Source organism: Microbulbifer sp. ABF4_148 (genome assembly GCF_056158985.1).
On sequence record NZ_JBSWUI010000001.1, the window covers coordinates 645,282 to 671,784 of the forward strand.

General features: G+C 56.4%; 27 protein-coding genes. 17 read left to right on the plus strand and 10 right to left on the minus strand.

What is annotated here, in order from left to right:
• The first annotated feature begins 121 nt into the window (after positions 1–121).
• The 5 genes from ACXAD0_RS02735 (at position 122) to ACXAD0_RS02755 (ending at position 3,213) form a co-directional block, all read left to right on the plus strand.
• Positions 122–613 carry a hypothetical protein gene (locus ACXAD0_RS02735; protein WP_475086809.1) on the plus strand — a complete coding sequence of 164 codons (492 nt, stop codon included), beginning with the start codon at positions 122–124 and terminating at the stop codon, positions 611–613.
• A 188-nt stretch (positions 614–801) separates the two neighbouring features.
• Positions 802–1,158, plus strand: coding sequence for a DOPA 4,5-dioxygenase family protein (locus tag ACXAD0_RS02740; RefSeq protein WP_475086810.1), 357 nt, complete (start codon positions 802–804; stop codon positions 1,156–1,158).
• 104 nt (positions 1,159–1,262) lie between these two features.
• Positions 1,263–1,754 carry a GNAT family N-acetyltransferase gene (locus ACXAD0_RS02745; RefSeq protein WP_475086811.1) on the plus strand — a complete coding sequence of 164 codons (492 nt, stop codon included), beginning with the start codon at positions 1,263–1,265 and terminating at the stop codon, positions 1,752–1,754.
• A 45-nt stretch (positions 1,755–1,799) separates the two neighbouring features.
• On the plus strand, positions 1,800–2,171 hold the full coding sequence (locus ACXAD0_RS02750) for a hypothetical protein (protein ID WP_475086812.1): 372 nt from the start codon (positions 1,800–1,802) through the stop codon (positions 2,169–2,171).
• Positions 2,172–2,451: 280 nt separating this feature from the next.
• Positions 2,452–3,213, plus strand: coding sequence for a caspase family protein (locus ACXAD0_RS02755; RefSeq protein ID WP_475086813.1), 762 nt, complete (start codon positions 2,452–2,454; stop codon positions 3,211–3,213).
• 27 nt (positions 3,214–3,240) lie between these two features.
• Here ACXAD0_RS02755 and ACXAD0_RS02760 read toward each other — a convergent pair whose 3' ends face one another.
• Genes ACXAD0_RS02760 through ACXAD0_RS02770 form a run of 3 tightly spaced genes read right to left on the minus strand, consistent with a single transcriptional unit; the run spans position 3,241 to position 5,350 of the window.
• Positions 3,241–4,020 carry a hypothetical protein gene (locus ACXAD0_RS02760; protein WP_475086814.1) on the minus strand — a complete coding sequence of 260 codons (780 nt, stop codon included), beginning with the start codon at positions 4,018–4,020 and terminating at the stop codon, positions 3,241–3,243.
• Positions 4,021–4,049: 29 nt separating this feature from the next.
• Entirely contained in the window at positions 4,050–4,616 is a 567-nt protein-coding gene (locus tag ACXAD0_RS02765) for a hypothetical protein (protein ID WP_475086815.1), read from the minus strand.
• Between the two features lie 20 nt (positions 4,617–4,636).
• Positions 4,637–5,350, minus strand: coding sequence for a hypothetical protein (locus ACXAD0_RS02770; RefSeq protein WP_475086816.1), 714 nt, complete (start codon positions 5,348–5,350; stop codon positions 4,637–4,639).
• Between ACXAD0_RS02770 and ACXAD0_RS02775 the strand changes: the two genes are divergently transcribed.
• Together ACXAD0_RS02775 and ACXAD0_RS02780 are read left to right on the plus strand one after the other, a co-directional pair.
• Positions 5,344–5,484: a hypothetical protein gene (locus ACXAD0_RS02775; RefSeq protein ID WP_475086817.1), complete on the plus strand. Its 141-nt coding sequence runs from the start codon at positions 5,344–5,346 to the stop codon at positions 5,482–5,484. The genes ACXAD0_RS02770 and ACXAD0_RS02775 overlap by 7 nt on opposite strands.
• Before the next feature lie 90 nt (positions 5,485–5,574).
• Positions 5,575–6,159, plus strand: a complete 585-nt coding sequence (locus tag ACXAD0_RS02780) for an ion channel (RefSeq protein ID WP_475086818.1) — start codon at positions 5,575–5,577, stop codon at positions 6,157–6,159.
• Between the two features lie 7 nt (positions 6,160–6,166).
• Here the strand turns inward: ACXAD0_RS02780 and ACXAD0_RS02785 are convergent, their stop codons facing one another.
• The 4 genes from ACXAD0_RS02785 to ACXAD0_RS02800 all read right to left on the minus strand — a co-directional run bounded on the left by ACXAD0_RS02785 (position 6,167) and on the right by ACXAD0_RS02800 (position 11,031).
• Positions 6,167–6,865, minus strand: coding sequence for an aspartate/glutamate racemase family protein (locus tag ACXAD0_RS02785; RefSeq protein ID WP_475086819.1), 699 nt, complete (start codon positions 6,863–6,865; stop codon positions 6,167–6,169).
• Positions 6,866–6,895: 30 nt separating this feature from the next.
• A complete protein-coding gene (locus ACXAD0_RS02790; RefSeq protein WP_475086820.1) occupies positions 6,896–8,752 on the minus strand; it encodes a monovalent cation:proton antiporter-2 (CPA2) family protein in 1,857 nt (618 codons plus the stop codon).
• Between the two features lie 27 nt (positions 8,753–8,779).
• Positions 8,780–10,099, minus strand: a complete 1,320-nt coding sequence (locus ACXAD0_RS02795) for a cation:proton antiporter (protein WP_475086821.1) — start codon at positions 10,097–10,099, stop codon at positions 8,780–8,782.
• Between the two features lie 62 nt (positions 10,100–10,161).
• Positions 10,162–11,031 (minus strand): pirin family protein, encoded by an 870-nt coding sequence (locus tag ACXAD0_RS02800; RefSeq protein WP_475086822.1) that lies wholly within the window; start codon positions 11,029–11,031, stop codon positions 10,162–10,164.
• A gap of 162 nt (positions 11,032–11,193) precedes the next feature.
• On the opposite strand from ACXAD0_RS02800, the gene ACXAD0_RS02805 reads away from it, so the two are divergent.
• From ACXAD0_RS02805 to gstA, 5 genes are all read left to right on the plus strand, one after another.
• The gene (locus tag ACXAD0_RS02805) at positions 11,194–12,081 is read left to right on the plus strand and encodes a LysR family transcriptional regulator (RefSeq protein WP_475086823.1); all 888 of its coding nucleotides are present in this window, start codon (positions 11,194–11,196) and stop codon (positions 12,079–12,081) included.
• A 119-nt stretch (positions 12,082–12,200) separates the two neighbouring features.
• Entirely contained in the window at positions 12,201–12,602 is a 402-nt protein-coding gene (locus ACXAD0_RS02810; RefSeq protein WP_475086824.1) for a DoxX family protein, read from the plus strand.
• A gap of 75 nt (positions 12,603–12,677) precedes the next feature.
• The gene (locus tag ACXAD0_RS02815; RefSeq protein ID WP_475086825.1) at positions 12,678–13,649 is read left to right on the plus strand and encodes a glutathione S-transferase family protein; all 972 of its coding nucleotides are present in this window, start codon (positions 12,678–12,680) and stop codon (positions 13,647–13,649) included.
• Between the two features lie 66 nt (positions 13,650–13,715).
• Positions 13,716–14,135, plus strand: coding sequence for a secondary thiamine-phosphate synthase enzyme YjbQ (locus ACXAD0_RS02820; protein WP_475086826.1), 420 nt, complete (start codon positions 13,716–13,718; stop codon positions 14,133–14,135).
• A gap of 85 nt (positions 14,136–14,220) precedes the next feature.
• A complete protein-coding gene (gene gstA / locus ACXAD0_RS02825) occupies positions 14,221–14,826 on the plus strand; it encodes a glutathione transferase GstA (RefSeq protein WP_475086827.1) in 606 nt (201 codons plus the stop codon).
• Between the two features lie 14 nt (positions 14,827–14,840).
• Here the strand turns inward: gstA and ACXAD0_RS02830 are convergent, their stop codons facing one another.
• Positions 14,841–16,157, minus strand: coding sequence for a multidrug effflux MFS transporter (locus ACXAD0_RS02830; protein WP_475086828.1), 1,317 nt, complete (start codon positions 16,155–16,157; stop codon positions 14,841–14,843).
• Positions 16,158–16,211: 54 nt separating this feature from the next.
• Complete coding sequence (gene hexR / locus ACXAD0_RS02835) at positions 16,212–17,066, minus strand: transcriptional regulator HexR (RefSeq protein WP_475086829.1); 855 nt, start codon at positions 17,064–17,066, stop codon at positions 16,212–16,214.
• A 202-nt stretch (positions 17,067–17,268) separates the two neighbouring features.
• Between hexR and uvrD the strand changes: the two genes are divergently transcribed.
• From uvrD to ACXAD0_RS02860, 5 genes are all read left to right on the plus strand, one after another.
• Positions 17,269–19,494: a DNA helicase II gene (uvrD, locus tag ACXAD0_RS02840; RefSeq protein WP_475086830.1), complete on the plus strand. Its 2,226-nt coding sequence runs from the start codon at positions 17,269–17,271 to the stop codon at positions 19,492–19,494.
• Between the two features lie 30 nt (positions 19,495–19,524).
• Positions 19,525–20,046, plus strand: a complete 522-nt coding sequence (locus tag ACXAD0_RS02845) for a DUF3592 domain-containing protein (RefSeq protein WP_475086831.1) — start codon at positions 19,525–19,527, stop codon at positions 20,044–20,046.
• 75 nt (positions 20,047–20,121) lie between these two features.
• A complete protein-coding gene (locus tag ACXAD0_RS02850; RefSeq protein WP_475086832.1) occupies positions 20,122–21,258 on the plus strand; it encodes a TRAP transporter substrate-binding protein in 1,137 nt (378 codons plus the stop codon).
• Between the two features lie 183 nt (positions 21,259–21,441).
• A complete protein-coding gene (locus ACXAD0_RS02855; protein WP_475086833.1) occupies positions 21,442–23,703 on the plus strand; it encodes an ankyrin repeat domain-containing protein in 2,262 nt (753 codons plus the stop codon).
• 73 nt (positions 23,704–23,776) lie between these two features.
• Complete coding sequence (locus ACXAD0_RS02860; RefSeq protein WP_475086834.1) at positions 23,777–26,011, plus strand: ankyrin repeat domain-containing protein; 2,235 nt, start codon at positions 23,777–23,779, stop codon at positions 26,009–26,011.
• A 50-nt stretch (positions 26,012–26,061) separates the two neighbouring features.
• Here ACXAD0_RS02860 and ACXAD0_RS02865 read toward each other — a convergent pair whose 3' ends face one another.
• A complete protein-coding gene (locus ACXAD0_RS02865; RefSeq protein WP_475086835.1) occupies positions 26,062–26,451 on the minus strand; it encodes an acyl-CoA thioesterase in 390 nt (129 codons plus the stop codon).
• Positions 26,452–26,503 lie beyond the last annotated feature (52 nt).

The window sequence follows — 26,503 nt, forward strand, 5'->3', positions numbered from 1 at the left end:
CCCGAAGTAGCCAAGCTGTGACAGTAAACGCCAGAATAAGACAGAATATCGCCGTGCATCAATGTAACACCTCCGTGGTAAGGCGCCTATACCGAGGGCGAGGGTCGCAACCCCAAGATTGGTGTTGGTTGCCCTTGCCGGCATTGTTCACAAATTGGCAAAAAATCAGCACATCGCGCATCCACATTATGACGGCGTTTGCAAGAAGGTTTGGAGAAAAGAGAGCTTGGCTGTAATACATCAATGGGAAGAAAGAGGGCTGTATACCCGCTACGTTGGCAAGACCTCTGGGCAAGAGCTTGTTTCCTCTGTCATGAGGCTCAGTTCTGATCCGAGGTTCGATAATCTGCGGTATATCATCGGTGACTGGTCCGAATCCGAGAAAAGCGGCATTACCCCGAAGGAGATTGAAGACCTATCCCACTTTATTTACGCCCTCAGCCTGACGAACCCTTATATTCTGAATCCATCTGTGCTTCCAGCAGAAGATGAGGGGAGGAAAGCACTGGTCGATATCTACGTGAAAGCAACCGAGCATTTACCATGGAAAACGATCTGGTTCGGAACTTTGGCAGAAGCCAGGCAATGGATTGATGACGAATATGGGTGGTAGTCCATTATCTCGCCATAACCAGCGTATCGATAATGTGTAGCATGTGTTGAACGCCTAACCAGTTTGTCGATCGAGCTGTGAGTTATGATCTCGGGCATAGCGACAAGAAAGTGCTCAATTTACGTGACAAAAACGCTAGCAGATTCGCTGATCCTTAACTGATCTCGTTGATAAAGAGGCGTTTTGCAATGGCCGCAATCAAAAGGCCCGTGAACTTACATAAGGCCTATCATGCCCATATTTACTTCGATGAAGCATCGAAGATGGTGGCGAAGAAATTATGTGAGGATGTTGCGGATACGTTTGGCCTGGCAGTAGGTCGCTTTCACGAGAAGCTGGTTGGTCCTCATCCTTGCTGGAGCTGCCAAATCACATTTGGTGCTAAAGACTTTGACGGCTTTATTCCCTGGTTGGAAGCAAACAGGCATGACCTAACCGTATTGGTCCACGCCGTCACCGGCAATGATTGGCAAGACCACACAGAGTTTGCGTATTGGTTAGGGCAGCCCAAGCCGCTGAACCTGAGAATCTTCCGAGAATCCTAGTGCTGTGGATAACTGGACGTATATGGCAGTGTTCCGATAGACCATAACACCGCCGGATAATCGGGATGCGAGCGCAAACCAGAATTACGAACGTACAACAGGCGATGAAGACGACTTTTCACAACTATCAGCCCCAAAACCGCGACGCATGCCTCGCACTGTTTGATGCGAATTGCCCGGACTACTTTGCCCCTAATGAGCGGGTGGATTACCTGGCTTTTCTCGACGCGGATTTGCCTGGCTACACGGTTTGTGTCTTTGGTGGCCAGGTCGTCGGTGCCTATGGGCTATTTCCGCAAGCACCAAATACGGCAGAACTTAACTGGATACTGCTGCGGCCCGATGTGCAGGGCCACGGGCTGGGTTCCATCATTCTGCAACGGGTCATTACCGATGCCCGCAGTCTTGGCGCGGTTCATATCAAGATTGCCACCAGCCACAAGGCGAGTATTTTCTTTGCAAAGCATGGCGCGCGCCAGATCTCGGAAACCCCGGATGGCTGGGGACCGGGAATGCATCGTATCGACATGCTTCTGCCGGTCAGCCGTGGATGCAAGCAGCTGAAGGCTGTCGGGAACAATGATGTCATCAAATAGCGCTGCCGCTATTGTCGGAGCGACTCGCTGCAGGTGGATGGACTGATGTGGTACAAGCGCTATGGGTATAAGCATCCAGCCAGAAGTGACGGAATAGGCTGTTTCGGCGCACTCGCCTCGGTCATCGCGGGTTTTGTTGTTGCCCTCCCGATCGCGTTTGAATTCCAAAATCTGTGGCTACTGTTTCCGGGCATTCCTATAACCTTTTTCGGTTTCTGGATCGCCGAGAAAAAATTCAGCAAGGAGCCGGGCCTGATCAGGGAACGTCGATTCCAGTATCATTTGAGAAAAGCGAAAAAATATCTGGCCGCTAATGATTTGCCGAAAGCCGGCGAGTCCCTGAGGAGAGCCAAGATGTATGGCAATTTACCGACTGAATTGCAGAAAGTAGAAAAAGATCTCGTCGATAATCGGTAACGTTGGGGCTTAGCACTCACCACCCTGGATAGTTCTTACCGACCACGGAGAATGCTTGACGGCGATTCGTTGTGGGGCGACTTGCCAACCTTGATGTCAGCATACGCAGCGAAGAAAATTCATCGAAGCAGCCAACAGGATATTGGCAAGGGGCTTAGGAATGTCCACACACACGGGGTTTCACCCAGTGCATCATCAATGGATCTCAATTACGGTACGCAGGGAGCGGAAACCGTGGCGCTCCGCGTATCGTGCTGTTTTGTTTACGGTTTTGGCTCTGATGTCGCCCTTAGCTGTTCAGGCATACGATGAATCTGTGCCGCGCTATGCACTCGTGATCGGCAACAGCGAGTATGACTTTGCCCCACTGAAAAATCCCGCCAATGATGCAAAGGATGTCGCGCGCGCCCTGCGTAAACTGCGCTACCGCACTACCTTGGCGACGGACCTGAATCCGCAAACCTTCCGCGACACCGTGGCCGAATTTTATCGTTCGATTGAAGAAGAGAATGCGGTGAGTGTGTTTTATTACGCGGGCCATGGCATTCAGTTACAGAACACCAACTACCTGATACCCGTGGATGTGCCGATCCGCGATCCTAAAGAGCTGGTCGCCAGTGCCTACTCCATTAATGATCTGCTCAGTGAGATGGAGCAATCGCTCAGTGCGCAAAATGTGATTATCCTGGATGCCTGCCGAAACAATCCGTTTAGCAAAACGCGATCCGTCACTGCGCAGCTCAAGGAAATCCAGGCGGGGCTGGCAATGGTAGAGGCTCCACCGAGTACATTGATTGCCTATGCCACCGAGCCCGGCAATGTGGCAGAGGACGGGCGCGGTCGCAACGGTACCTATACCCGCGCGTTACTGCGGCACTTTACCCGCTCGGAAACCGCAGAAGCGCTATTCAAGAAAGTGCGGAAGGATGTGCTCAAGGCCACTGACAATCGGCAGACCCCCTGGGAGCACTCTTCTCTTCTGGAGACCTTTTACTTTGCCCCACCGAAGAACAAGAAAATCCCCAATGTGGTGGGGTTTTAGCGTTGGCTGCTCGGTAGCAATCCGGATTCAGAAAACGCCGATAATACCGACCAGCAACATGGTGGAGTTTTCCCGAATGCCGCTAAAGCGCTGGTCATTAAAGCGGATTTCCTGCTCGTAGCTGTTATGCCGCAGCTTGGTGCGAAACAGCAGGTTGCCTGACATAGGTACCGTCCAGCCCAGGTTGACCGAAAAACCGCTGCTACGGCCGCTGTTTTTATCGTCGATATCGTCCACCTCGAAAGTCTCGCCGGCTTCTACCCCGTCGCCATCACTGACAAACCGGTTGTCGCCGTCGAGTGCTGCGTAGGCGATGGACAGGTCGAGCTTGCCAGCGTTCTCGAAACTGCGGCCCACATTGAAACCGGCAAATGGGCCCGTCTGGCGGAAGTACTCCTTGCTTGCCGCTGGCGGCTCTTCGCGGCTCAGACGATCCAAACTCGTCTTGCCGGCCTTGTATCCGGCAAACACGCTCAGGTAATCATTGACCTGATAGCCGGCGGTCAGGTCGAAGTCGCGCCGTGCCGCATTGCCAACAAACTCTTCTTCCGAAACCTCGGCATCCTGCATTGAGCCGGACAGGTTGAGTGCGGCATTGAACCGCTGATAGGCAAGGCCGGCAGTCAGGTTGGTGACAGGAAACACCACGGTCTGATCCAGTTTCTGTTCAAACGAGTAGGTGCCATAACCCATTTCCACACCTGTAAACAGATGGACTTCCGGACCTTCCTGCGCATGCGTGGAAGCTATGCCAATCATCAGGCTAGTGCATGCGAGGTTACGCATCCATTGGTGGCGGGTTCGCATCGCGTGATCTCCATTCACAAGTGCAAGAGTCAGGTGGCGGCTGCCACTTCGTCGGTTGTGGGTTCAGGACGACCGGAGATCAGGGCAAATCCGGCCGAGAGTAATGAAAAACTCAGAATAAACAGCGCGTTGAGTTGAATCTGGTTGCTGCGGATAGATTCCTGCGTCCAGATCTTGCCGGGGTCAAACGCATAATCGAGCAGCAGTTCGGCGGGGGTACTGTCGCGCGTGTCGACGCTAGAGCGATATTCGTCGCCGATGGTCAGGCGTACGGTGCGCACCCCTTCTGCGGTGGGGATCGGTTGCGACACCACCACAGAAAAATAAGTCAGCAAGTAGAAAGCCAGCGCCGGGATACCGAGCAGTAGCGTAATGCTCGCAAATATCCCCCGCGTGCGCTGGTTGATATTGCGCCCCCAGAGCCATACCAGGGCGACGCAGATGCAGCAGAACGGGATGGCAATTTTTACGGCCAGTCCGGCTGGATCGGGCGGATCCAGTTCACCGATCCACACACCCAGCGGGCCGGCGACGACCGCCGCCACAATCGCGGCCCACAGTCCCCCGAATCTTTGCAGCACAGTGTTGAGGCGCATGGTGTTTCCCTGTGTGTTGGTCAGAGGGGCTGGATAACGTGGACAAACGGATCCTGGAGAATGGTCACTTTCTGGTTGAACACCTCGCCTTCAACCGAGACCCGGAAGCGATAGTTGCCGATTTTAATTTTGCTGCCTGCTGTGTAGCTTACCCAGTCCTCACCGCCGCTGCGGAAGGTGCCCTCGGGCATATAGTGCAAAGTACTTGGCTCGTTGGCGGATTTGATCTGTGTTCTGCAGTACAGGCTGTTGGGCATGGCTTTCTGCAATACGTCACGCACCGAATTTATATTGTCCTGTGCCGAGGCGAGATGCTCGGTTGGCGACCCCCATGAGCGGCCATTGGCGAGTTTCCAGGCCTCCTGTAACTCGGTCGCGGCATCAGCACGGTTCTCCTGCATGACGGCCAAGACACTGTGCAGAATCTCCGCTTCTTGCTTGCCGGCGTGCGGGGTATGCGACTTCAGCCCGCTCGAGGTTTGGCCGTTTTCCGCCGAGCGGGCCTGATCGGCCAGCGCCTGCCACTGGCGGATGTCCTGGTCAAGCGCGTCCAGTGCATTGCCAAGCGAGTACAGGCGCTGCCCGGTTTCCGTGCCGTCATCTTCGAGTCGCAGCGATGTTTTCTCGTCGATCTGTACAGAAATACTGGGGAGTTCATCTGACGGCGGCGGTGCAGCCAGGCAGAGAGAGGAAAACGCGAGTAGCAGGGCGAGTAGTCGGGGAGAACGTGGCACTGAAGATCCTCTGGGTCAATGGCCATTGCCCACCGGCAGAAATGGCTCAGGTTACATCCATGTTTAACCACCGCAGTCACACGATGTTATTGCAGCGGCGGCGCAATGTACAACTGACCGCGCTACAGGAGTGAATCGCGCGCGGACGACACAGGAGACATAGTGGGCGCCACAATGTCGGCAGCGGCTATCCTTTGGCAATACATTCACTATGCGTATTCACTATGCATCGACTGCGTAAGAATACTTTCGATTATGCCGGGTTTTATGTCGCACTATTTGCCCTGCTGGTCGCCGTGTTTGCCCCGCCATTCTGGTCGTGGCGATTGCACCTGTTGTATGAAGTCCTGTCGTATCTGTTGTTCTGTGTGCTGTATCTGGGCTCCATCACGATCATCATGGTGCGGCTGGTTGGCTTCAATCGCTACACCCAATCGGTCAATAGCCTGCTGGTCCTCTACTTCGAGCTGTTGGCCATCTTCGCCAGCATCTACATGTGGCTGTACCTGCTGCACGGTGCGGAGGCATTTCGCGGTTTTGGTCCGCTGGACCGATCGTTATTTGATACCCGTGACGGATTCGATTTCTTCGCCTACCTGCCGGAACTGGGACAGGTACTGGTGGATGCAGTGCACTTTTCTATCGTGACGGGCACGACGCTGGGATACGGGGATATGGTGCCGGTGCACTGGACGGTGAAGTTACTGGTCGATGTTCAGGTGTTGCTGACCGTAGGTGTGGTGGTGCTGGGCTATGGACACGCGGGTAAGTCGAAAGGCGCGCCGCCGGAAACGACCAATAAAGAGTAAGGTTTGGCTACCCGTTAGAGAGCGCCAGGCTCACGGCTTCCTGTGTGTGGATAGCGGTGGTATCGAATAGCGGCACCGGCGTGTCGCTCTGCTTTACCAACAGCCCGATCTCGGTACACCCCAGGATCACACCCTCGGCTCCGCGCGCCTGCAGTTGCTGAATGATTTCGAGATACTGCCTGCGTGAGGCGTCGCATACCTCGCCAAGGCAAAGCTCTTCGTAGATGACCCGATTGACCAGCCGCCGTTCGTCGGCTTCGGGTACCAGTACCTCGATATCAAACTTGTCCTGGATACGCCCGCGGTAGAAATCTTCCTCCATGGTAAAGCGGGTGCCGAGCAATCCGATCTTGCGAATGCCGCGATCGCGCAAGCGCTGCGCGGTGGCGTCGGCGATATGCAGTAACGGGATCTCCAGCTGCGCGGTGATCTGGTCGGCCACCTTGTGCATGGTGTTGGTACAGATCAGCAGAAACTCCGCACCACCCGCCTGCACTTTGCGGGCCGCCTGTGCCAGCAATTCACCGGCATGCTGCCAGTCGCCCTGTGCCTGGCACTGTTCGATAGCGGCGAAGTCAACGCTGTACAGGCTAATCTTCGCGGAGTGCAGTCCACCGAGGGCATCTTTAATGCCCTCGTTAATGGCGCGGTAGTAGGCCGCCGTCGATTCCCAGCTCATGCCGCCCAGCAGGCCGATGGTTTTCATCCGTGAATCCTCTTGCTGTGTGGCGTTTGCCTACAGGCCCGGTTTACTGTGTGCCGCTTCATCACCCCAGTGGTGGTCCAGGTGCAGGTCCGGATCGCGGCGGTCCTCGCGCAGGGCCTGTAGCAGCTGCTCCCGGTAGACCTTGGTTTGCGCCACATGCTGCGCCTCATCGCGCCAGTAGGGGAACAACGCCTCGAGCATGCGCTGGTCGTGCAGCTTGAATTTCTCCGCGGCGTCGCGCGCCTGTTCTTCGGTGAGCCCCAGTAGTTCCAGTGCACAGCGGCCGATCTCGATCGCGCTATCCACCGTCTCGCGGAAAATGTACTGCACCCCCGCTTCCATCAGTGCGTAGTGGTGCATGCGGTTGCGCGCGCGGGCGAGAATCTTGATATGCGGGAAGTGCTTGCGCAGCTGCGCCACGATTTCCAGCGAGGCGGCCTGGTCGCTCAGGGTCAGGATTACCAGCTTGGCGTTCTTGGCACCGGCGGCGCGCAACAGGTCCTCGCGCGAGGCATCGCCGTAATAGGCCTTGATGCCATAGCGGCGCACCATATCCAGCTGGTCGGCGCTGCGTTCGAGCAGTGTGGTATCAAATCCGCAGGCGTTGAGCAGGCGTCCGGCAATCTGCCCGAAGCGGCCATAGCCGACGATAATCACCGGCGAGCCCTCGTCCTGCGGCGCTTCCTCTTCTCCCTCGCGATCATTGGACCCACGGATATAGCGGGGTTGAATCACCTGCTCGTAAATTAACAGCAGCACTGGCGTGATGGCCATCGACAGGGCGATGGTCGCAACCAGCAGGTTCCCCACGGAGGAATCGATCACCCGGTTCTGGGTGGCGAACGAGGTGAGTACAAAGCCGAACTCCCCCGCCTGTGCCAGGGACAGGGCAAACAGCCAGTCCTCCCCTTTGGACATTTTGCCGAAGCGCGCGATCAGAAACAGCACAGTAAACTTCACTGCTACCAGTGCGACGACGAGACCCAGCAACAACAGCGGGTATTCGGCGATGAACGTGAAGTTCAGGGTGGCGCCCACGGCAATAAAGAACAGGCCGAGCAACAGACCCTTGAACGGCTCGATATCCGCTTCCAGTTCATGGCGGAATTCGCTCTCGGCGAGGATCACCCCGGCGAGGAACGTGCCCAGTGCCGGCGACAGCTCCAGCCATTGCATCACGGCCGCGGAAGCCATCACGATCAGCAGTGAGGTCACGGTAAACATTTCGCGCAACTGGCTACCGGCCACCAGCCGCAGCAGTGGGCCGAGTAAATAGCGCCCGGCCAGTAGGAAAGCCACCATGGTGCCGATGACCACGGCAGCGTAACGCCAGCCAGTGAGGCCTTCGTGCGCGGTTTCCGGTGGCGCGACCGAGAGCAGCGGCAGCAAGGCAAGAATCGGAATGACCGCAATATCCTGGAACAGCAGCACCGAAAACGCGCTGCGCCCGCCCTCGGTGCGCAGCAGCTTTTTCTCACTGAGGGACTGCAACACAATGGCGGTGGAGGACAGGGCCAGGATCAGGCCAATGGCCACGCCACTGCGGATACTGATCCCAAAAATCATGATCACCAGAAGCGCGACTACCACCGCCGTGAGCCCGAGCTGGGCACTACCGGTGCCGAAAATCGAACCGCGCATCTGCCACAGTTTTCTGGGTTGCAGCTCGAGACCGATCAGGAACAGCATCAGCGCGACACCGAACTCGGCGATATGCATTTCGTCGGTGGCGTCGCCCACCAGACCCAGCGCATGCGGGCCGATCGCGACGCCCGCGAGCAGATAGCCCAGTACGGAGCCCAGTCCGAGTCGGGTGGCAATAGGTACGGCAATGGCTGCCGCACCGAGGTAAATAACGGCCTCAAGCAAGAAAGAAGAGTGTTCCATGATCCCCAAAAACAACAGTCGTTGGTGTTATGGGGGAGTGGTCTGCCCTCCCCCGGTTTCGCTATTGTCGCTATCGCCGCTGTTGATCTCACTCTCGCGGCTGCGACGAATTAATGGCCCGATGGTGGACCCCTGCACGACGATGGAAAAGAGTACCACGCCGTAGGTCATCACCACCCACAAGTGGCGCAGGTCCTGATCGCCGATTTGCAATGTGTTGGCCGGCAATGACATCGCCAGAGCCAGTGCCAGTCCACCCCGCAGTCCCCCCCAGATCAGGATCCGCTCGGTATAGGGGTGGTAGTGCCGGCGCAATTTGAGCAGCGAAAACGGCACGTTGACCGCCGCAATGCGGCCGAGCAACACAATTACAATCCCGACGGCTATCAGGACATAGTCAAACGGCCCCATATCGATGGTGATCAGGAACAGACCCACCAGCAGGAACAGGATGCCGTTCATAAATTCTTCTGTGATATTCCAGAAGTTATCCAGCTCGTGCTGGCTGACCCGCGAGAAGCCCTTTTCGCGGGTCAGGTTGCCGATGATGATGCCGCTCACCACCATGGCCAGGGCCCCGGACACGCCGAGGATATTCGCTAGCGCAAACCCCGCCGTGGGAATGCACAGGGTCAGCAACAGCTCCAGGCTGTGCTCGTTGGTGGCGCAGATCAGCCAGTGGAACAGGAAGCCAATGGCCAGCCCCAGGGCGATACCGCCGAATGCCTCCACGGCAAACAGGTGTGCCACCGAGCCCACAGTGGGTTCGCTCCCGCCAAAAGCCAGCGCGAACAACACGGTAAACAGCACCATGCCAAAGCCATCATTGAACAGGGATTCGCCTTCCACCTGGATGGCGACCTGCTCCGGCGCACGCAGGTTGCGCAGGATGGCCAGTACGGCGATCGGGTCGGTGGGGGAAATCAGGGCGCCGAATAACAGGCAGTAGATGAACCCCACCGGCATGCCGACAAACAGCAGGAACCAGTACAACAGCGAAGCCACGACAAACGTCGAAATCAGGGTGCCGACAATCGCCAGCAAGCCAATTTCCAGACGCTGGTTGCGCAACATCAACAGGTCGATGTGCAGGCTGCCGGCAAATAGAAGGAAACCGAGCATGCCTTTCAGCAACAGGTCCTCGAGATTCATTAGCGGCAGCAGCTGGTCTACGTAGGTGCGCAGGTCCAGCCAACCCAGTTTGCCGAGGCCCGTCACCAGCATCGACAGCGCCAGGGCGCCGGCGGTAATGGCGATGGTGCTCTGCGCGCGCAGCACGTATTGGTTCAGGAACCCGAGGAAAACCGACGCCGCCGCCAGAAAACAAAAGGTGTAATAGACTTCCATGCGGTGTGCTGACTCGCTGCCGGCTGAAGGGAGTGGAAAACCCTGACAGGCGGAGCGCGAACTCAGCTCACCAGGGTGCCGTTATTGTAGTCCTGCAACGCCTGTTCGATTTGTTCGCGGCTGTTCATTACGAAGGGGCCGTAGTGCACCACCGGCTCTCCCAATGGTCGTCCATGCAGGCACAGGATCCCGGCACCCTCGGCGCCGGCGCGCAATTGTAGCGACTCACCGGTCCCAAACAACAGCATATTGCCGCGTTGTAGCTCGCCCCGTTCCGTTTCCACCGAACCGCGGTAGATATACGCCAGCACCGTGTGATCCGCGGGCATTGCCAGGTGCGCTGAATCATTATCCACCAGGCGTGCATCAGCCACTGCCGCTGCGGCCGCCGCCTCGGTCAGCGGTGCAGAATAGGTTTGCGCACCGACGGTCCAATCGCCGGCGATCAGTCGCACTTGCGAGCCGTTTTCGCCTACTTCCACTTCCTTGATTTCCTGGCTGTGGATATCTCGCCAGGTCGGCGCGTCCATCTTGTCCGCCGCCGCCATATTGATCCACAGCTGGAAACCGTGCATGCCGCCCTCGGCCTGGGCGGGCATTTCCGAATGAATGATGCCGCGTCCGGCGCGCATCCACTGGGCACCACCAGAGGTCACTGCGCCCTTGTTGCCCAGGTGGTCCTGGTGCTCGAATTCGCCATTCAGCATGTAAGTGAGCGTCTCGATACCCCGATGCGGGTGCGGCGGAAAGCCGGCGATGTAGTCATCGGCGTCATCCGCGCGAATTTCGTCGAGCATCAGGAACGGGCTGAACTCCGGACTCTGGAAACCCGCAACCCGCTGAATCTTGACGCCGGCGCCGTCGGCTGAGGCGTGGCTCGGCACAATGCGCAACAGCGCCCGGGTGCCGGTGGTGGTGTCGTGATCGGCCATGGTGACCTCCTGCGAGTAGTGGCATGGTTTGCCGTGAATGTGGTGTAGCTCGCAGTATACGTTCAATAAATTTGGAAAAAATGGCAAAAAATCGCCTTATATGTTCGAATTCATCGATTAGTTAACCGGTCGCATGGCACAGGGAAAGACAGGGAGAGAGTGATGGCGAAGGTGACGCTTGAGCAGTGGCGCATGTTCCAGTCGGTGGTGGAGCACGGTGGATTCGCGCAGGCCGCCAAGGCGGTACACAAGAGCCAGTCGTCCATTAACCATGCCGTGCACAAGATGCAGGAGAGCCTGGGTATCCCGTTGCTCGAGGTGCGCGGGCGCAAGGCCGAGCTGACCGACGCAGGTCGCATCCTGTTGGCGCGCGCCGGTGGCTTGTTGCATGAGGCCGACGCGATTGAATCGGTGGCCAACAGTCTCGCCAGCGGTGAGGAGGCCTCGGTGTCTCTCGCCGTGGACGTCATTTTTGACTACGAATGCCTGTTCAATGCCATCGACCAGTTCAGTGCGGCGTTTCCGCATACCCGGCTCGAGGTGCGGGAGACAGTGCTCTCCGGCGCGGAGGAATTGCTGTTGCAGCAGGAAGCGGACTTTATCCTGTCAGCGCGAGTCCCCCAGGGCTTTGTCGGTGAGCCGGTCGCCAAGGTGAGTTTTATCCCCGTGGCGCACCCGGATCATCCCCTGCACCAGCTCGGCCGGCCGGTGGAGCGCAAGGACCTGAAGGCGCACCGGCAGATAGTGCTGCGTGATAGCGCCAGCAAAAACCGCAAGGATTCCGGCTGGCTCGGTTCCGACCAGCGCATCACTGTCACCAATGTGCAAACGTCGATCGATTTGATCGAGCGCGGGCTGGGGTTTGCCTGGCTGCCGGAAACCCGCCTGCGGGAGTCCCTGTGTGCCGATCGCCTGTTGCCGCTGCAGACCGACGAGCTGTTCGGACGCGAGGTGGTGGTCTATTTGATCTATGCCGACCGCGATGGGGTTGGCCCCGCTGCCAGCTTCCTCATCGACGCGTTGCGCAACGGTCTGAACATACCCGAATGATCTGAAACGCCTGAGTTTCTAAAAAAACGATTATAAGCCGCGATAATTTGCGATTTTATTCGACGCGGCGCGCACTAAACTCCGGGGTGTTGTGAAACACAAGACCAAGGAGCCTTCCTATGAACAACCCAATGTTCTGTGATCTGGGCAAATTGCTCGGTCGCATCCTACTGTCGATGATTTTCATCTCCGCCGGCTGGAGCAAAATCGGCGGCTATGCCGGTACCCAGGCCTATATGGAATCCGCCGGTGTGCCCGGGATCCTGCTGCCGCTGGTGATTATTGTCGAGCTGGGTGGTGGTCTCGCGATCCTCACTGGCCTGCTGACGCGCTGGGCGTCGCTGGCGCTGGCGGTGTTCTGCCTGCTTTCCGCGTGGTTATTCCACAACGTGCCGGGTGACCAGATGCAGCAGATCATGTTCGCGAAAAACCTCGCCATTGCGGGTGGCTTCTTTGTGCTCGCCTGTGCAGGCGCCGGACGTATCAGTCTCGATCACCTGCTCGCCAGTCGACGCAGCTGATACACCGATTACTTTTCTTATTGAGCGCCGTCGATTTGCGGCGGCGCTATCTGTAACGCATTCGCGGGGGAACCCATGGGATTACTGGTAAATGGCCAGTGGCAGGACCGCTGGTACGACACGAAAAAGAGTGGTGGCAAGTTTGTGCGTGAGGATGCGCAGCTGCGCAGCTGGATAACGGCGGATGGCAGCCCCGGCCCCTCTGGCGAGGGCGGCTTTGCCGCGGAGCCCGACCGCTATCACCTGTATGTTTCGCTGGCGTGCCCGTGGGCACACCGGACGCTGATTTTTCGCGCGCTCAAGGGGCTTGAAGATTACATTACGGTTTCGGTAGTCAGCCCTTACATGTATGAGCATGGCTGGACCTTCGCCCAGGACGAGGGCAGTACCGGTGATCCGCTGTTTGGCTCCGAATTCCTGTATCAGGTGTATACCCGCAACAAAAAGGATTACACCGGGCGCGTCACCGTGCCGGTGCTATGGGACCGGCGGCAGGAGCGCATTGTCAGCAACGAATCCTCGGAAATTATCCGCATGTTTAACAGCGCGTTTAACGGGCTGACGGGCAATACCGACGATTATTATCCCGAAGCGCTGCGCAGTGAGATCGATGAAATCAACAGCGTTGTGTATGACACCGTCAACAACGGCGTATACCGCGCCGGCTTCGCTACGACGCAGGAAGCCTACGATGTGGCTTACACGGAGTTATTTGCGACACTCGATCATCTGGAACAACGTCTGTCAGAAAACCGCTACCTGTGTGGAGACCAGATTACCGAGGCCGACTGGCGTCTGTTTACCACCCTGGTGCGCTTCGACCCGGTGTACCACGGGCACTTCAAGTGCAACCGCCAACGCCTAGCGGATTTCCCCAATCTGTGGGGCTTCGTGCGCGAGCTTTACCAGTGGCCCGGTGTGGCGGAGACGGTGGATTTCCACCATATCAAAACCCACTACTATGCCAGTCACGCCACCATCAACCCGACCGGTATTGTGCCGCTGGGCCCGGATCTCGACTATTCAGCACCCCATAACCGCGGGTAACCTGACCCCTCGATACTTTTGTGGCCGCCGCATTTGGCGGCCTGAACAGTTTTGGGGAGGCCTGATTTGAAATCGCATCGCAAGGAACTCTGGTTCGATACCCGCGAGCGCACCGAATTTATCAACATTACGCCGGACGTGGAGGTGGAGCTCCGCGCGAGTGGTATCCGCGAAGGCTTGTGCCTGGTGAACGCCATGCACATTTCCGCATCGGTATTTATCAACGACGACGAATCCGGGCTGCACCAGGACTTTCGCCACTTCCTCGACGAATTAGTGCCCTACGGCCCCATCGAGCGCTACCGGCATAACGATACCGGTGAAGATAACGCCGACTCGCATATCAAACGCCAGCTGTTCGGGCGCGAGGTGGTGGTTGCGGTGACCGATGGCCAACTGGACTTTGGCCCCTGGGAGCAAATTTTTTACGGCGAATTTGACGGGCGCCGGCGCAAGCGTGTGTTGGTAAAAATTATCGGTGCATAACACACCTTTGGTCAGCGACGCCTGAGATGCAGTTTTTATACTGGGCCTAGCCTAAGCACGCGAATTGATTGATGGAGACTACGCGATGAAGCTTTATTACTCCCCTGGCGCCTGTTCCCTTTCGCCGCATATCGTTGCCCGTGAAGCCGGCATCGACCTGGAAATTCAGCGGGTGGATATTCGCAAGAAACTTGTCGATGGCGAGGACTACCGCGCGATCAACCCGAAAGGTTATGTGCCGTTGCTGGTGACTGATTCCGGGGACAAGCTCACCGAAGGTCCGGCGATCGTGCAGTATCTGGCCGACCTGAAACCGGAATCCGGGCTGGCGCCCCCCAACGGTGAAATGGCCCGCTACCACGTACAGGAATGGCTGAACTATATCTCCACCGAATTGCACAAAGCGTTTGTGCCGCTGTTCTGGCAGGGGCCGGAAGATTCGCAGGAACTCGCGCGCAAATTACTGCGGCAGCGTTTTTCCTATGTCGATAGCGTGCTCACTGAAGCCTATCTGTTCGGCGATCAGTTTTCGGTGGCCGATGCGTATCTGTTCACCGTGATCAACTGGCTGGGCATGGTCAAGATTGATACCAGCGAGTGGCCGAATCTGGAGGCCTACCAGCAGCGTGTTGCCAGCCGTCCGGCGGTACGCGCGGCGATGCTGGCAGAAGGGCTGATCAAGGAAGGCTAACCGGTTCTGACGCGTCAGCCGGCAACAAAACGCTTCGGGGGAGTTTTTCCCTGGGGCGGAATCGGCAGCCGTGCTCGTGCGACAAATATCGCCAGCAGCAGCGCGGTGCAGGCGCAGGCAAACATCGTCATCGCAATGGGCGTCAGCGTACCGGTATGCAGCGAGGTGACCAGCCCGCCGAGCACGCCGCCGGAGATAAACAGGGTGGCACCATAGAGGGCATTGGCACTACCACTGATGCGCGGGAAAAATTCCAGATAGCAGGCCGCGGCATTGGGGCCGGTAATACCGATGCAGCCCATGCTCAGGATGAGCGGGGTTATCCATAGGGCGAGCTCTTTGGTCCCGGTCAGGGTACCCAGTACCAGCATGCCATTGCCCATCACCTGCAGCCCGATCCCCACCAGCAGGATATTGCGCGGCTCGAACACCTTCAGCAGGCGGATGTTCAACTGCACCATCACAAATACGGCGAGCACACAGGCGCCGAATAGCAGCGGGAAGTTGCCCGCCGATACACCGAAGTAATCCATAAATACGAAGGGTGCGGTGGTGATGTAGATAAACATCGAACCGCTCACCATCGCCTGTGCGCCAAGGAAGCCCAGTGCGCGCCGATTGCTCAGCACCTCAAGATAATTACTGATCAGTGTCCGCTTGGGCTGCAGGCTGCGCCGGGCGCGCCGGAAGCGCGAGACGGTCTCGGGCAGGCGACGGCGCACCAGGAACAGCATGGCCAGGCCATAGCCAATAAGGAACACAAAGATCCCACGCCAGCCGGTCAGGCCGAGCAGGATCGAGCCAATGACCGGGGCCACCAGCGGCGCCACCAGCATAATGGTGCTGATAATTGAGATCGCCTTGGCAGCGTCACGCCCACTGTACAGGTCGCGCACAATGGCCGCGCAGATCACTGTGGCAAAACCACCACCGAAGGCCTGCAGCAGGCGCAGGCCGATCAGCATTTCCACATTGGGCACAAACACGATTGTCAGGGTCGTGGCCAGATAGATGGACAGACCAATGGACGCGACGGTAATCCGTCCCCAGCGATCCGACAGCGGCCCGCCCACCAGCTGGCCCAGGGCAAAACCGAGCAGGTAGCTAGATACCGACTGCTGCACGCGATCGATACTCGCCCCGAGGCTGTCGGCCATCGCCGGGATGGCCGGCAGGTAGGTATCCAGGGAAAACGGGGTGAGCGCCACCAGGGTCGCCAGCCAGATGGCGAGCGAACGATGGGAAATATTCAGGGCGGCGGGCAGCGGCGGCATGGAAATCTCTAGGGTGTGCAGGGCGGCGGCATGGTAACCGCGCAGCCCGTGCGTCACCAGAGAAATCCGTGACCGTCAGGGGCCGGGAGTCAGCCCCCGGAAAACCCCGGCTTAGCTGTCTTCCTCGCGCAGGGTATGCAGGCCCTGCTTCAGCTTGAGCAGGTGATCCTGCAGTTGCGGACCCTTGCGCTGGGCAACGCCAATCGCGATCACATCGGTGACCACCAGGTGGGCGATGCGTGAGTACAGCGGGGTATAGATCTCGATGTCTTCCTCGACATCCACTTCCAGCGGGATGGTGGCGCGCTGCGCCACTGGCGAGCCGCTCGGTGCCAGGCCGATTACCGTGCCGCCCTGCTGTTTCACCATTTCCATGGAGTGCAGCAACGCCTTGGTGCGGCCGCTCTGTGAGATGGCCACCACCACATCGCCGGGTGACATGGACATGGCGGACATGTTCTGCATGTGGTGGTCGGAGTGCGCAGCGGTCGCCAGCTGCAGGCGGAAGAACTTGTGCTGGGCGTCTGTGGCCACGGCCCCGGAGGCACCGAAACCGAAGAACTCCACCCGCTTGGCGGCGGCAATGGCGCTCACGGCGGCTTCCAGTGCGCGCGCGTCGAGCTTGTCGCGCACGTTCAGCAGGGTATCGACGGTGGAGTCGAATACCTTGCGCTTGAATTCGGAGATGGTGTCGGTGTCAGTTACCGCGATCTGGCCGAAACTGGGGCTGGAAGCGAGCTGCTGGGCCAGGTTGAGCTTGAACTCCTGGAAACCGGAACAGCCGACCGCACGGCAGAATCGCACCACGGTGGGTTCGCTCACCTGCGCCTCGGTGGCCAGGTCGACGATGCGCATATGGATGATTTCGTCGGGGTTGGCGAGGATATATTCCGCCACCTTGCGCTCGGATTTGCGCATGGACGACAACTGTTCACTGATTTTCTGCGTGACTTCCGCCGGTTTCACGGGACTTCCTTCCTTTCGTGCTGGCGTGCAGTGTAGCGGCTGCTCAACGCCGTGGCGAGCTTCAAATCCCCCGAGGCGGCATGAGCGCTGAGTTTGCGCCGGTCGGGGGTGCCGGGAGACTGCCCGGCCGAGAGGTGCTTGCGGTCAAAAACCTGTTTATTTACACAGGTCTCACCCGCCAGCTCTGGTACAATCGCCGCCCATGGACGTATCCCAAATTCTAGACCCCCTTAATGACGCGCAGCGCGAGGCTGTCGCCGCGCCCCCCGGCAACCAACTGGTACTGGCAGGCGCCGGCTCCGGCAAGACCCGTGTGCTGGTACACCGCATCGCCTGGCTGATGCAGGTCGAGGGCGCCTCGACCTATTCCATTCTCGCGGTGACGTTTACCAACAAGGCCGCCAAGGAGATGCGCGCGCGTATCGAAGAGCTGCTCGGGGTGAATACCTTCGGCATGTGGGTGGGGACTTTCCACGGTCTGGCGCATCGGTTGCTCAAGGCGCACTACAAAGAAGCCAATCTGCCGCAGAACTTCCAGATTCTCGACAGCGATGACCAGCTGCGCCTGATCAAGCGGGTGCAGAATGACCTGGGCCTGGACGAGTCCAAGTGGCCGCCGCGGGAGACCCAGTGGTGGATCGGCGCCCAGAAAGACGAGGGCCTGCGCCCCCAGTACATCCAGCCCGGCGGCGATCCCTGGTTGCAGACCATGGTGCGCATTTACTTTGCCTACGAGGAGGCCTGCCAGCGCGCCGGCCTGGTCGACTTCGGCGAGCTGCTGCTGCGGGCGCACGAACTGTGGCTGAACAACGAAGCCATCCTGGCCCACTACCGCCAGCGGTTCCCGTTTATCCTGGTGGACGAATTCCAGGATACCAACACCATCCAATACGCCTGGCTGCGGTTGCTCACCGGTGAGCAGTGCAATATCACCGCGGTGGGGGATGACGACCAGTCGATTTATGGCTGGCGCGGCGCCAAGATCGAGAATATCCAGCACTTCGCCAAAGACCTGCGCGACGTGCAGACCGTGCGCCTTGAACAGAATTACCGTTCCACCAGCACCATCCTCAAGGCCGCGAATGCGGTGATCGAGCACAATGCCGATCGCCTCGGCAAGGAACTGTGGACCGACGGTGAAGAAGGCGAACCGATTTCCCTCTACGCCGCCTACAACGAGCAGGATGAGGCGCGCTTTATTGTCGAGCGTATCGAGCAGTGGGTGAAAGACGGCAACCGCCGTGACAGTGTCGCCCTGCTGTATCGCTCCAATGCCCAGTCGCGGGTGCTGGAAGAAGCACTGTTGCGCGAACAGGTACCCTATCGCATCTACGGTGGTCAGCGATTCTACGAACGCCTCGAGATCAAGAATGCGCTGTCTTACATGCGCCTGATCAGCAACCCCCAGGATGACACCGCCTTCGAGCGGGTAGTGAATACGCCCACGCGTGGCATCGGCGCGCGCAGCGTCGAAGCGGTGCGCGCCTATGCGCGCGAGCACGGCAGTTCCCTGTGGGCGGCGGCCGAGCAGATGGTTGCGCAAAAAGTGATGGCGGCCCGTGCCAGCAATGCACTCAATGGCTTCCTCGAGCTGATGAAACAGCTCGCCGCCAACGCCGAAGACAAACAGCTGGATGCAATTGCCGAAGACGTAATCGAGACCAGTGGCCTGCTGGAATTCCACGGCAAGGAAAAAGGCGAGAAGGGCCAGACCCGCGTGGAAAACTTGCGTGAACTGGTCAGTGCCTGTCGCGCCTTCGACGGCCTCGATATGACCGAGGGTGAAGATGGCCAGGAAGTAGAAGAGCTGCCGCTACTGGATCAGTTCCTCGACAGCGCCGCGCTGGATGCCGGTGAGGGCCAGGCCGATGAATTCGAGGATGCGGTGCAGCTGATGACGCTGCACTCCGCCAAGGGACTCGAGTTCCCGCTGGTGTTTATGGCCGGTGTGGAGGAAAACCTGTTCCCCCACAAGATGTCGGCGCAGGAACCCGGCCGTATGGAGGAAGAGCGGCGCCTGTGTTACGTGGGCATCACCCGCGCCATGCAGAAGCTCTACATCACCTACGCGGAAAACCGCCGCCTGTTCGGCAACGAGACCTACAACAGCCCGTCGCGCTTTATTAATGAGATCCCGCCGGAGCTGATTAACGAGGTGCGCCTCAAGACCGAGATCAGCCGGCCCATGTTCAATGCCAACTACGGCAGCCTCGGCAGCGCTCCCGGCGCCTTCTCCGATCCGGCTCCGGAATTCGATGACGACCTGCCGCCGCTGGCGCTGGGTGGTCGGGTAGAACACCAGAAGTTCGGTGAAGGCACCGTGATGCAGTTCGAGGGCAGCGGCCCGCGCACGCGGGTGCAGGTCAACTTTGATGATGCCGGCAGCAAGTGGCTGGTGGCGGCCATGGCGAAGTTGCGGCCGCTTTAACCCTGGAGCAGGAGTCGATAGACAGGGATGTTGTTAAAACTGCCGTTTATTGTGATCTGGGTGATGCTCGCCGCGTTGGGACTGCTGCAGACGCTGGTCTTCTGGCGTTTTACGCGGACATTCTCCCGGTGGCCTACGGTCCGGGCCGAGATTACGCACTCGCGACTGCTTAACCAGCTGATCGATGGCAAAAACGCGGTCGAGGCAATTATCGCCTTCAAGTACGAGATCGGTGGACGCGAATACGTATCGAAAACACCGGTCTTGCGCGGGTACAATTTATTTCCCAATCTAAAGTTTGAATCTCGGCTTGTTCGGCAATATCGCCCCGGCGATATTGTGCTGGCGCGTTTCCACCCCCTCTCGCCTTCCGTTGCTTACCTGGAAAAAGCGCCCATCAGTTGGAGCAGTACCATCTTGCTGCCGGCCTGGATAGCACTTGGCATTGGGGTGGTGTATGCGTTTGAAGCTGGATATTTCGCCGAGCTTTGGGATTGCCTCGTGCTCCAGAACGATTTGCTCCTCATGGAATCTGAAGCGCGTCGCCAGTAACATGAGGCTAATCTGGCTGACCATTCACTCACTAATTATGGTCATCGCCAAAATAACAAAAACTGAATGGCCGTGATGAAAAACATAAATTGGTACCCTCCCGTTATCCTGACCCTGCTCGCACTGCTGGTGGTCACCTTTGGCGCGCTGGTGGTGTCCACCTCCCAGCAGGGCGCCGGCACCCGGCATCTCGTGCAAAGCGGCGAGAAGGAAACCTTCGAGTGGAAGCTGGTTACCACCTGGCCGAAAAACTTCCCCGGTCTCGGCAGCGCCCCCGAGCGCTTTGCCAAAAATGTCGAGGCCATGTCTGACGGTCGCCTGAAGGTCAAAGTGTATGGCGCGGGCGAACTGGTGCCGGCGTTGGGTGTTTTCGGTGCGGTGTCCGAGGGCGCTGCGCAAATGGGCCACGGCGCCGCCTATTACTGGAAGGGCAAGCTGCCCGCAGCCCAGTTTTTCACCGCGGTCCCGTTCGGCCTCAATGCCCAGGAAATGAATGGCTGGCTGCACTATGGCGGCGGCCTGGAGCTGTGGAAAGAACTCTATGCACCGTTCAACCTGATCCCAATGGCCGGCGGTTCCACTGGCGTGCAGATGGCGGGCTGGTTCAACAAACCCATCAATACGGTGGATGACCTCAAGGGTTTGAAGATGCGCATCCCCGGCCTGGGCGGCGAAGTGCTGACCCGCGCCGGCGGTACCGCGGTCACTATCCCCGGCGGTGAGCTGTATACCGCCCTGCAGACTGGCGTCATCGACGCGACTGAATGGGTTGGTCCCTACAATGACCTCGCGTTCGGCTTCCACCAGATTGCCGAGTACTACTATTACCCGGGTTGGCACGAGCCCGGTTCCATCCTTGAATTTATTATCAACAAAACAGCATTCGAACAGTTACCCAAAGACCTGCAGGCGATTGTGCGCACGGCCGCCCGCGACGCCAACCAGGATATGCTCGACGAATACACGGCGCGCAATAACCGCGCGCTGAAAGAGCTGGTAGAGGAGCATGGGGTACAGCTCAAGCGCCTGCCGGCTGAAGTGATCGCTCACCTCAAAACCATCAACCGCGAGATCCTCGAAGAGACCGCAGCGGAAGATCCGCAGTTTGCGCAGGTGTACGAGGCCTTCCGCGAGTTCGAATCCCAGGTCGCGCCCTATCACCAGATCAGTGAAGAGGCGTACTACCAGGCGCGGGCACTGGGCGAAGAGTAACCGGGTCATACGGGGGGTGTGCGATGACGTACACCCCACAACTCCTTCCGTTAAGACGCAAATGTCGCTGATCGCGAACTTGTCAGGCTATTTCCTCCCCCTCCAGAATATGACGCAATATTTTTCCTTTCGTATCTCATATGATAGATTTTATTTCCAAATAGCTGTCGCGAAATACATTTCATGGTCTCCAGAACCTTCGTTATTGCCGTACTTGGGTTCCTCCCCTCCACCTTAATCGCCCAGCCAACGGTTGGCCTTGAACCGCGCCTCACTGTCAATGAGCATCCAATCTGTGCGGGCCTTCTGGACAGGGTCAAGAAAGCCCGGTTCGTGTCGAATACAAATCACTTTGATCGCGAGCAGGGCTTTGCGGACTTATTAGTGCCCGCACAGGTGGGCGAACTGCGCTTCGACAGTAGCCGCAAGATCAAAGTCGATGGGGCAGATATCCCGATTTCACTCAGGGTAAATGGAGGCTGTGGTGGGGCGTGTGAGACGTACTCCCTGACTACACAAAAAGGGCGGACGCAGGGTACTGTGCAGCGCAGTATATTGGTGCAATCAGCAGACGGTGAATTTTTCGGTCTCGATGAAGATCAAAAGTTTTTGCTGTTACAGAAGCTCACCAAAGATGGTTCCTGGGAAAAGACATGCCGGGTCCAGTTTTTCCCCGATTCAGTAGAAGAGATAGAAGGGTTATCGCCCGGGCTGGTAAACGCGATCGCCGAATTCAAAGAGCTACGTCACGCCATCGCCGGTAGTGCCGGCCAATGTGGGACGATGGTGACTGCAGAGCGCTGGAGCAGATCTTTTGATGAGCAGCTCCCAATGTTAGTAACCCGGCCCTGGATGCTCCATAGACAGTACCAGCGGTACGAGAAATCCTACCGCGATGGCTTCGCCTCTGACCTTACTGGTATTCAAAACTGGTCAGTACGGGGCATTGAAAATTTCAGCCGATATCAAATGCTCGAGGATAAGCTGAAAACCTTACAAGAGCATCTGGAGGGTTTCTACAAATCGGAATATGGATATACGGCCGAACAATCTAGAGATTTTGCAAAAGCGTCGATCACCATCGTATTTGGTAGTTCGATCAGGTTTCATGATTACTACGATTACAACAAATGGATGGCTAACGAGGTAAATCTACGCGAAGCGATACTTGCTGGTGCAGATACCACAATACTAGAGCTAATAGATTTTGATTTTCCAGCCTACAACCAAAAACTTGCGACAAGTCGAGGCATCGACGAAAGCCTGGCAACCATTGCTGTGGACAGTCCGCAAGCCCTTAAATTTTTGATAGACCGCGGTATCGACATCCACAAAGAAAATGGCTTTGGCAAAACCGCGCTTATGTACGCCGCCCAGTTCGATAATCTGGAATCTATTCAGCATCTGGTAGAGGCCGGAGCGGACTTGAATGCAGAAACCTTTATTCCATGGGAGCCATGTAAGTATACGCTCGCTACTTCAGGCTACAGTCCGCTGCATTATGCTGCCCGGTATGCGTCAAAGGAAGTTATTGAGTATCTGATTGATGCGGGCGCTTCGCCCTTTCATAGAACCGTTGCCGCCAGATATGGGGGCTATGAAAAATTCCCCGTGGACTGGCTTGAGGATAATCCAAAGTTAAGTACCGAAGAATTAGCTGAACTGCATGCGGTTCTGAAATTACCGGATGATGCAGAGAAAACCGAATTATCAAAAAGACTCAATCTGGAAGCTGAAGCGGATTATCGTGCAGGTCGAGTACAGCAAGCCTACCAAAAGCTGAATATGGCATTGCAGCTCGATGAGCACAATGCAAAAGCCCTGGCAAACATGTCCCTTGTCGGACTTCGGGTGGGCAAGCACAGAAAGGCCCTGGAGGCAGCTCTCAAGGTGATCCGCTCAGACCTGCCGAACAAAACAAAGGCCGCGACATATTTTAATGCAGCACTTGTGATAGACGACTATCTGCAGCAAGGGAAAGAGCGCAATATCTCTCGATTAGATATGACCGATCGTAGCTTCAGGAAAGAAGATGCCTATGAGGGTTACCTTTCCGCAGCGGTACTGGCCCCGCGGCAAGATCGAGCAAATAAGCTGGTTGAAGTTTTTCTAGACCAGCGGAATTACACCTGCTCGAACATTCCCGGAATTAATATGCGCCTTGATATAGGACCGCGTACTGCTTTGGTGGGTAGACGGTATTCCGGCAAGCCCGGATTCGATGTGTTGAGTGAGCAAAAAGTGACTGTCGAGGAGATTTGCTGGGAAGGTCATTCTCGCAATGGTTTAAAACGAACCTGTGCAAAAGCCAAGCAACAACATGAATTTGACAGCATTACACTGAGCCGTTTCGAAGACGCCTACTTATTGCATGATGCGAGGGCCATTGAAATCGGAGGGAAGCAATGTGGCACATTGGCGCTGAGCAGCGCCGTCGGAAATTAAGTATAACGCTTAAACATTTTGTTTATTCGGGCAGTAACCACTGGAAATGGTCTTATCTATCTAGGATGTCCTTATGTTGTTAAGAAGGCTTGCAGTTTCTGCATATGGAGCTCTCTCCCTCTCCTTAATCTCCCAATCGGCAGTTGCCTTGGATCCCCTTCTCACGATCAGTGAACACAATATCTGTGCGGAGCTTTTGGAAAAAGTTAAAGAAACGCGGTTCGAAACACGAAGAAATCACTTTGATCGTCAAGCAGGGTTTAAGGGGATTCTTGAACCGACAGGTATAAGCTACTCACCTGGGCTAGAAGTAGACGGCCAGCTTGTAGCGATCAACCCAAGAACGAATCCCGGTTGCGGTGGGGCGTGCGAAACCTATTCCCTCGAAGCGAAGAGTGTCTCTTTCAATGAGCAACCTGGCGTGAGAACGATGGGGGCGGAGCAACAGTCAATTCTCGTTCGTTCAGGTAATGGAGAATACTTTGGACTTTCTGAGACTCCACGATTTTTACGCTTAGAAAAACTAGAGAAATCGGCGAAATGGTCAACAGCCTGTAATATCGAGTTTTACCCACAGAGCATTGACTTAGTAAATGGCGCTCCGGAGCGGTTGAAGGTTGCTCTTAGCGAACTTCAGTCCGTCAGGCATCTGGTGGCAGGTAATGCGCGTGGCCATATGTGTGGCAGTATGCAGACAGATGCTCGTTGGGCCACAAGATTCGATAATTATTTTCCTCTGTTACTTACAAGACCATGGGCTATGGAAGAGCAGCATGGAGGATACTACCATCGTGAAATTAAACATGACCTCGAAGGATTCAAGCGATGGTCCCTTCGTGGGATAAACAACTATGCGCAGTACCATAGACTATTTGACCTACGTGAAACTGTTCTGAGCGAACTTGCCACGTTTTATCAAACGCAATATCAGCTGTCTCAGCAAGAATCTGAAGATTTGGCTTTGCGAGCACTGGATTTTGTGTTTGACATCTCATTTCGATTCTCCGGCTATAACGACTTTGTTCACGGTGAAGAAGCTCTAAGAGAGGCCATTCTTAGCGGTGCAGGTATGAGTGCACTCGAGGCAATTGAGGTGGATTTTGACTCATACAAAGAGAAAATGAATAAATCCTATTTCGGCGAAAATTTGCTGACGATTGCTGTCGGCAATGCACATGCAACAAAGTTCTTGTTAGGACAAGGCTTGAGAGCGGATAGGGAAAATGGGTTTGGAAAGACACCTTTGATGTATGCGGCTCAGTATGATGATGCTCAGTCTGTGCGATTTTTATTAGAAAAAGGCGCTAGCGTGCATGCTGAAACATATATTCCCCGGGATAAATGCAATTATCAATTGAAGACCTCAGGATATACAGCTTTGCACTACGCAGCGCGATATGCTTCGAAGGAGGTTATTGATGTCCTTCTCGAAGCCGGTTCTTCTCCATATAAAAGAACGGATGCAGTTTCACCAGAGGGATATGAAAAATACGCTATCGACTGGTTGGAAGAGAACAAAAATCTGAGTGATACAGACGTCTCGCAACTAAAAATAGCCCTTAAATTGCCGGACGATATTACGATCGCTAGAAAAATGTCTAAACGACTGAATCGTCAGGCGGAAATGTCATATTCAAAAGGAGATGTGCTGTCGGCCTATCAAGATTTGAATCTCGCTATTCAGCTGAACAAAAGTAATCTTAAGGCCCTTAGCAACTTATCCTTAGTGGGGCTTCGGGCGGGGAAGCACCGTGAAGCACTGGCGGCTTCAGTAGCTGTCATTAGGTCGAGTGCTTCTGATAAGGTGAAGGCCTCAGCTTATTTTAACGCCGCTCTAACTATTCAAGATTTTTTTGAGAAGAATGGGGAAAAGAGAGTTCGTTCGTTAGAGATAACGGAAGGCGATTTTGACGAAAAAGCTATCTATGAGGGCTTTCTTTTCTCTGCCGTTCTGGCTCCAAGGCAAGACCGAGAAAGTGAATTCATCAGATGGTTTAAAGAACATCTGAATGTTTCATGTACGGGAATACCCGGGATATATGGGAGGTCTGGCTATCCGGTATTGAATGGCCTTGATGGAAGTCGCCGAAGATACGAAAGGGGCGTTGATTTTCTGACGGAGGGAGATGTAAAAGTCGAGCGCCTTTGCTGGATAGCGCAATACCGGAGTGGACGAAAACATCACTGCGCGAAAGTATCTGAACAACATACGATCGGCAAATACACACTTAATCGTTTTGTGGACGCTGACTTAAGCAGCTACTCTGGAGCGATCGAAATAGATGGTCAAAGGTGCGATGCACCCTAGCATGGAGAGAGTCCCGGATCAGACGGGACTCTCTTTATGCTGATGGGGATTCAGGGTATCGGCCGCGTACGCCCCTGATTGTCGATGGCAACAAATACAAACTCGCCTTCGGTCACTTTGACCTGCTCACCGGTATCCACACGCGTGAGCCAAACTTCAACCAGTGTTTTGATCGAAGAGCGACCGACTTCCACGGGTTCCGCATAGCAGCTGACGGTGGAACCAACGGGCACCGGGCGCAGGAACACCATGCTGCCGGTCGCTACCGTCGTGACCCGGCCGCGGGCAATGCTCTGGGCGAGGATGGCACCGGCGAGGTCCATCTGGGACATCAACCAGCCTGCAAAGACGTCGCCCTGCGGATTGGTATCCGCTGGCATGGCCAGGGTTTGCAGGGTCAGGGTACCGCTGGGAAGCGGCTCTTCATCAAGTGCGGACATCGACAGCTCACTGATTGTTAGATTTATTCAGACTTGTTGGCGCCGTGCCGGC

What these genes read in the sequence shown, in the direction of transcription:
- uvrD (WP_475086830.1), top strand. Translation starts at nt 17,269, where the DNA reads ATGGACGTATCCCAAATTCTAGACCCCCTTAATGACGCGCAGCGCGAG.
- ACXAD0_RS02780 (WP_475086818.1), top strand. Translation starts at nt 5,575, where the DNA reads ATGCATCGACTGCGTAAGAATACTTTCGATTATGCCGGGTTTTATGTC.
- ACXAD0_RS02740 (WP_475086810.1), top strand. Translation starts at nt 802, where the DNA reads ATGGCCGCAATCAAAAGGCCCGTGAACTTACATAAGGCCTATCATGCC.
- ACXAD0_RS02855 (WP_475086833.1), top strand. Translation starts at nt 21,442, where the DNA reads ATGGTCTCCAGAACCTTCGTTATTGCCGTACTTGGGTTCCTCCCCTCC.
- ACXAD0_RS02860 (WP_475086834.1), top strand. Translation starts at nt 23,777, where the DNA reads ATGTTGTTAAGAAGGCTTGCAGTTTCTGCATATGGAGCTCTCTCCCTC.
- ACXAD0_RS02850 (WP_475086832.1), top strand. Translation starts at nt 20,122, where the DNA reads ATGAAAAACATAAATTGGTACCCTCCCGTTATCCTGACCCTGCTCGCA.
- ACXAD0_RS02795 (WP_475086821.1), bottom strand. Translation starts at nt 10,099, where the DNA reads ATGGAAGTCTATTACACCTTTTGTTTTCTGGCGGCGGCGTCGGTTTTC.
- ACXAD0_RS02790 (WP_475086820.1), bottom strand. Translation starts at nt 8,752, where the DNA reads ATGGAACACTCTTCTTTCTTGCTTGAGGCCGTTATTTACCTCGGTGCG.
- ACXAD0_RS02745 (WP_475086811.1), top strand. Translation starts at nt 1,263, where the DNA reads ATGAAGACGACTTTTCACAACTATCAGCCCCAAAACCGCGACGCATGC.
- ACXAD0_RS02750 (WP_475086812.1), top strand. Translation starts at nt 1,800, where the DNA reads ATGTGGTACAAGCGCTATGGGTATAAGCATCCAGCCAGAAGTGACGGA.
- ACXAD0_RS02785 (WP_475086819.1), bottom strand. Translation starts at nt 6,865, where the DNA reads ATGAAAACCATCGGCCTGCTGGGCGGCATGAGCTGGGAATCGACGGCG.
- ACXAD0_RS02800 (WP_475086822.1), bottom strand. Translation starts at nt 11,031, where the DNA reads ATGGCCGATCACGACACCACCACCGGCACCCGGGCGCTGTTGCGCATT.
- ACXAD0_RS02865 (WP_475086835.1), bottom strand. Translation starts at nt 26,451, where the DNA reads ATGTCCGCACTTGATGAAGAGCCGCTTCCCAGCGGTACCCTGACCCTG.
- ACXAD0_RS02760 (WP_475086814.1), bottom strand. Translation starts at nt 4,020, where the DNA reads ATGCGAACCCGCCACCAATGGATGCGTAACCTCGCATGCACTAGCCTG.
- ACXAD0_RS02755 (WP_475086813.1), top strand. Translation starts at nt 2,452, where the DNA reads ATGTCGCCCTTAGCTGTTCAGGCATACGATGAATCTGTGCCGCGCTAT.
- ACXAD0_RS02765 (WP_475086815.1), bottom strand. Translation starts at nt 4,616, where the DNA reads ATGCGCCTCAACACTGTGCTGCAAAGATTCGGGGGACTGTGGGCCGCG.
- ACXAD0_RS02805 (WP_475086823.1), top strand. Translation starts at nt 11,194, where the DNA reads ATGGCGAAGGTGACGCTTGAGCAGTGGCGCATGTTCCAGTCGGTGGTG.
- ACXAD0_RS02810 (WP_475086824.1), top strand. Translation starts at nt 12,201, where the DNA reads ATGAACAACCCAATGTTCTGTGATCTGGGCAAATTGCTCGGTCGCATC.
- ACXAD0_RS02815 (WP_475086825.1), top strand. Translation starts at nt 12,678, where the DNA reads ATGGGATTACTGGTAAATGGCCAGTGGCAGGACCGCTGGTACGACACG.
- gstA (WP_475086827.1), top strand. Translation starts at nt 14,221, where the DNA reads ATGAAGCTTTATTACTCCCCTGGCGCCTGTTCCCTTTCGCCGCATATC.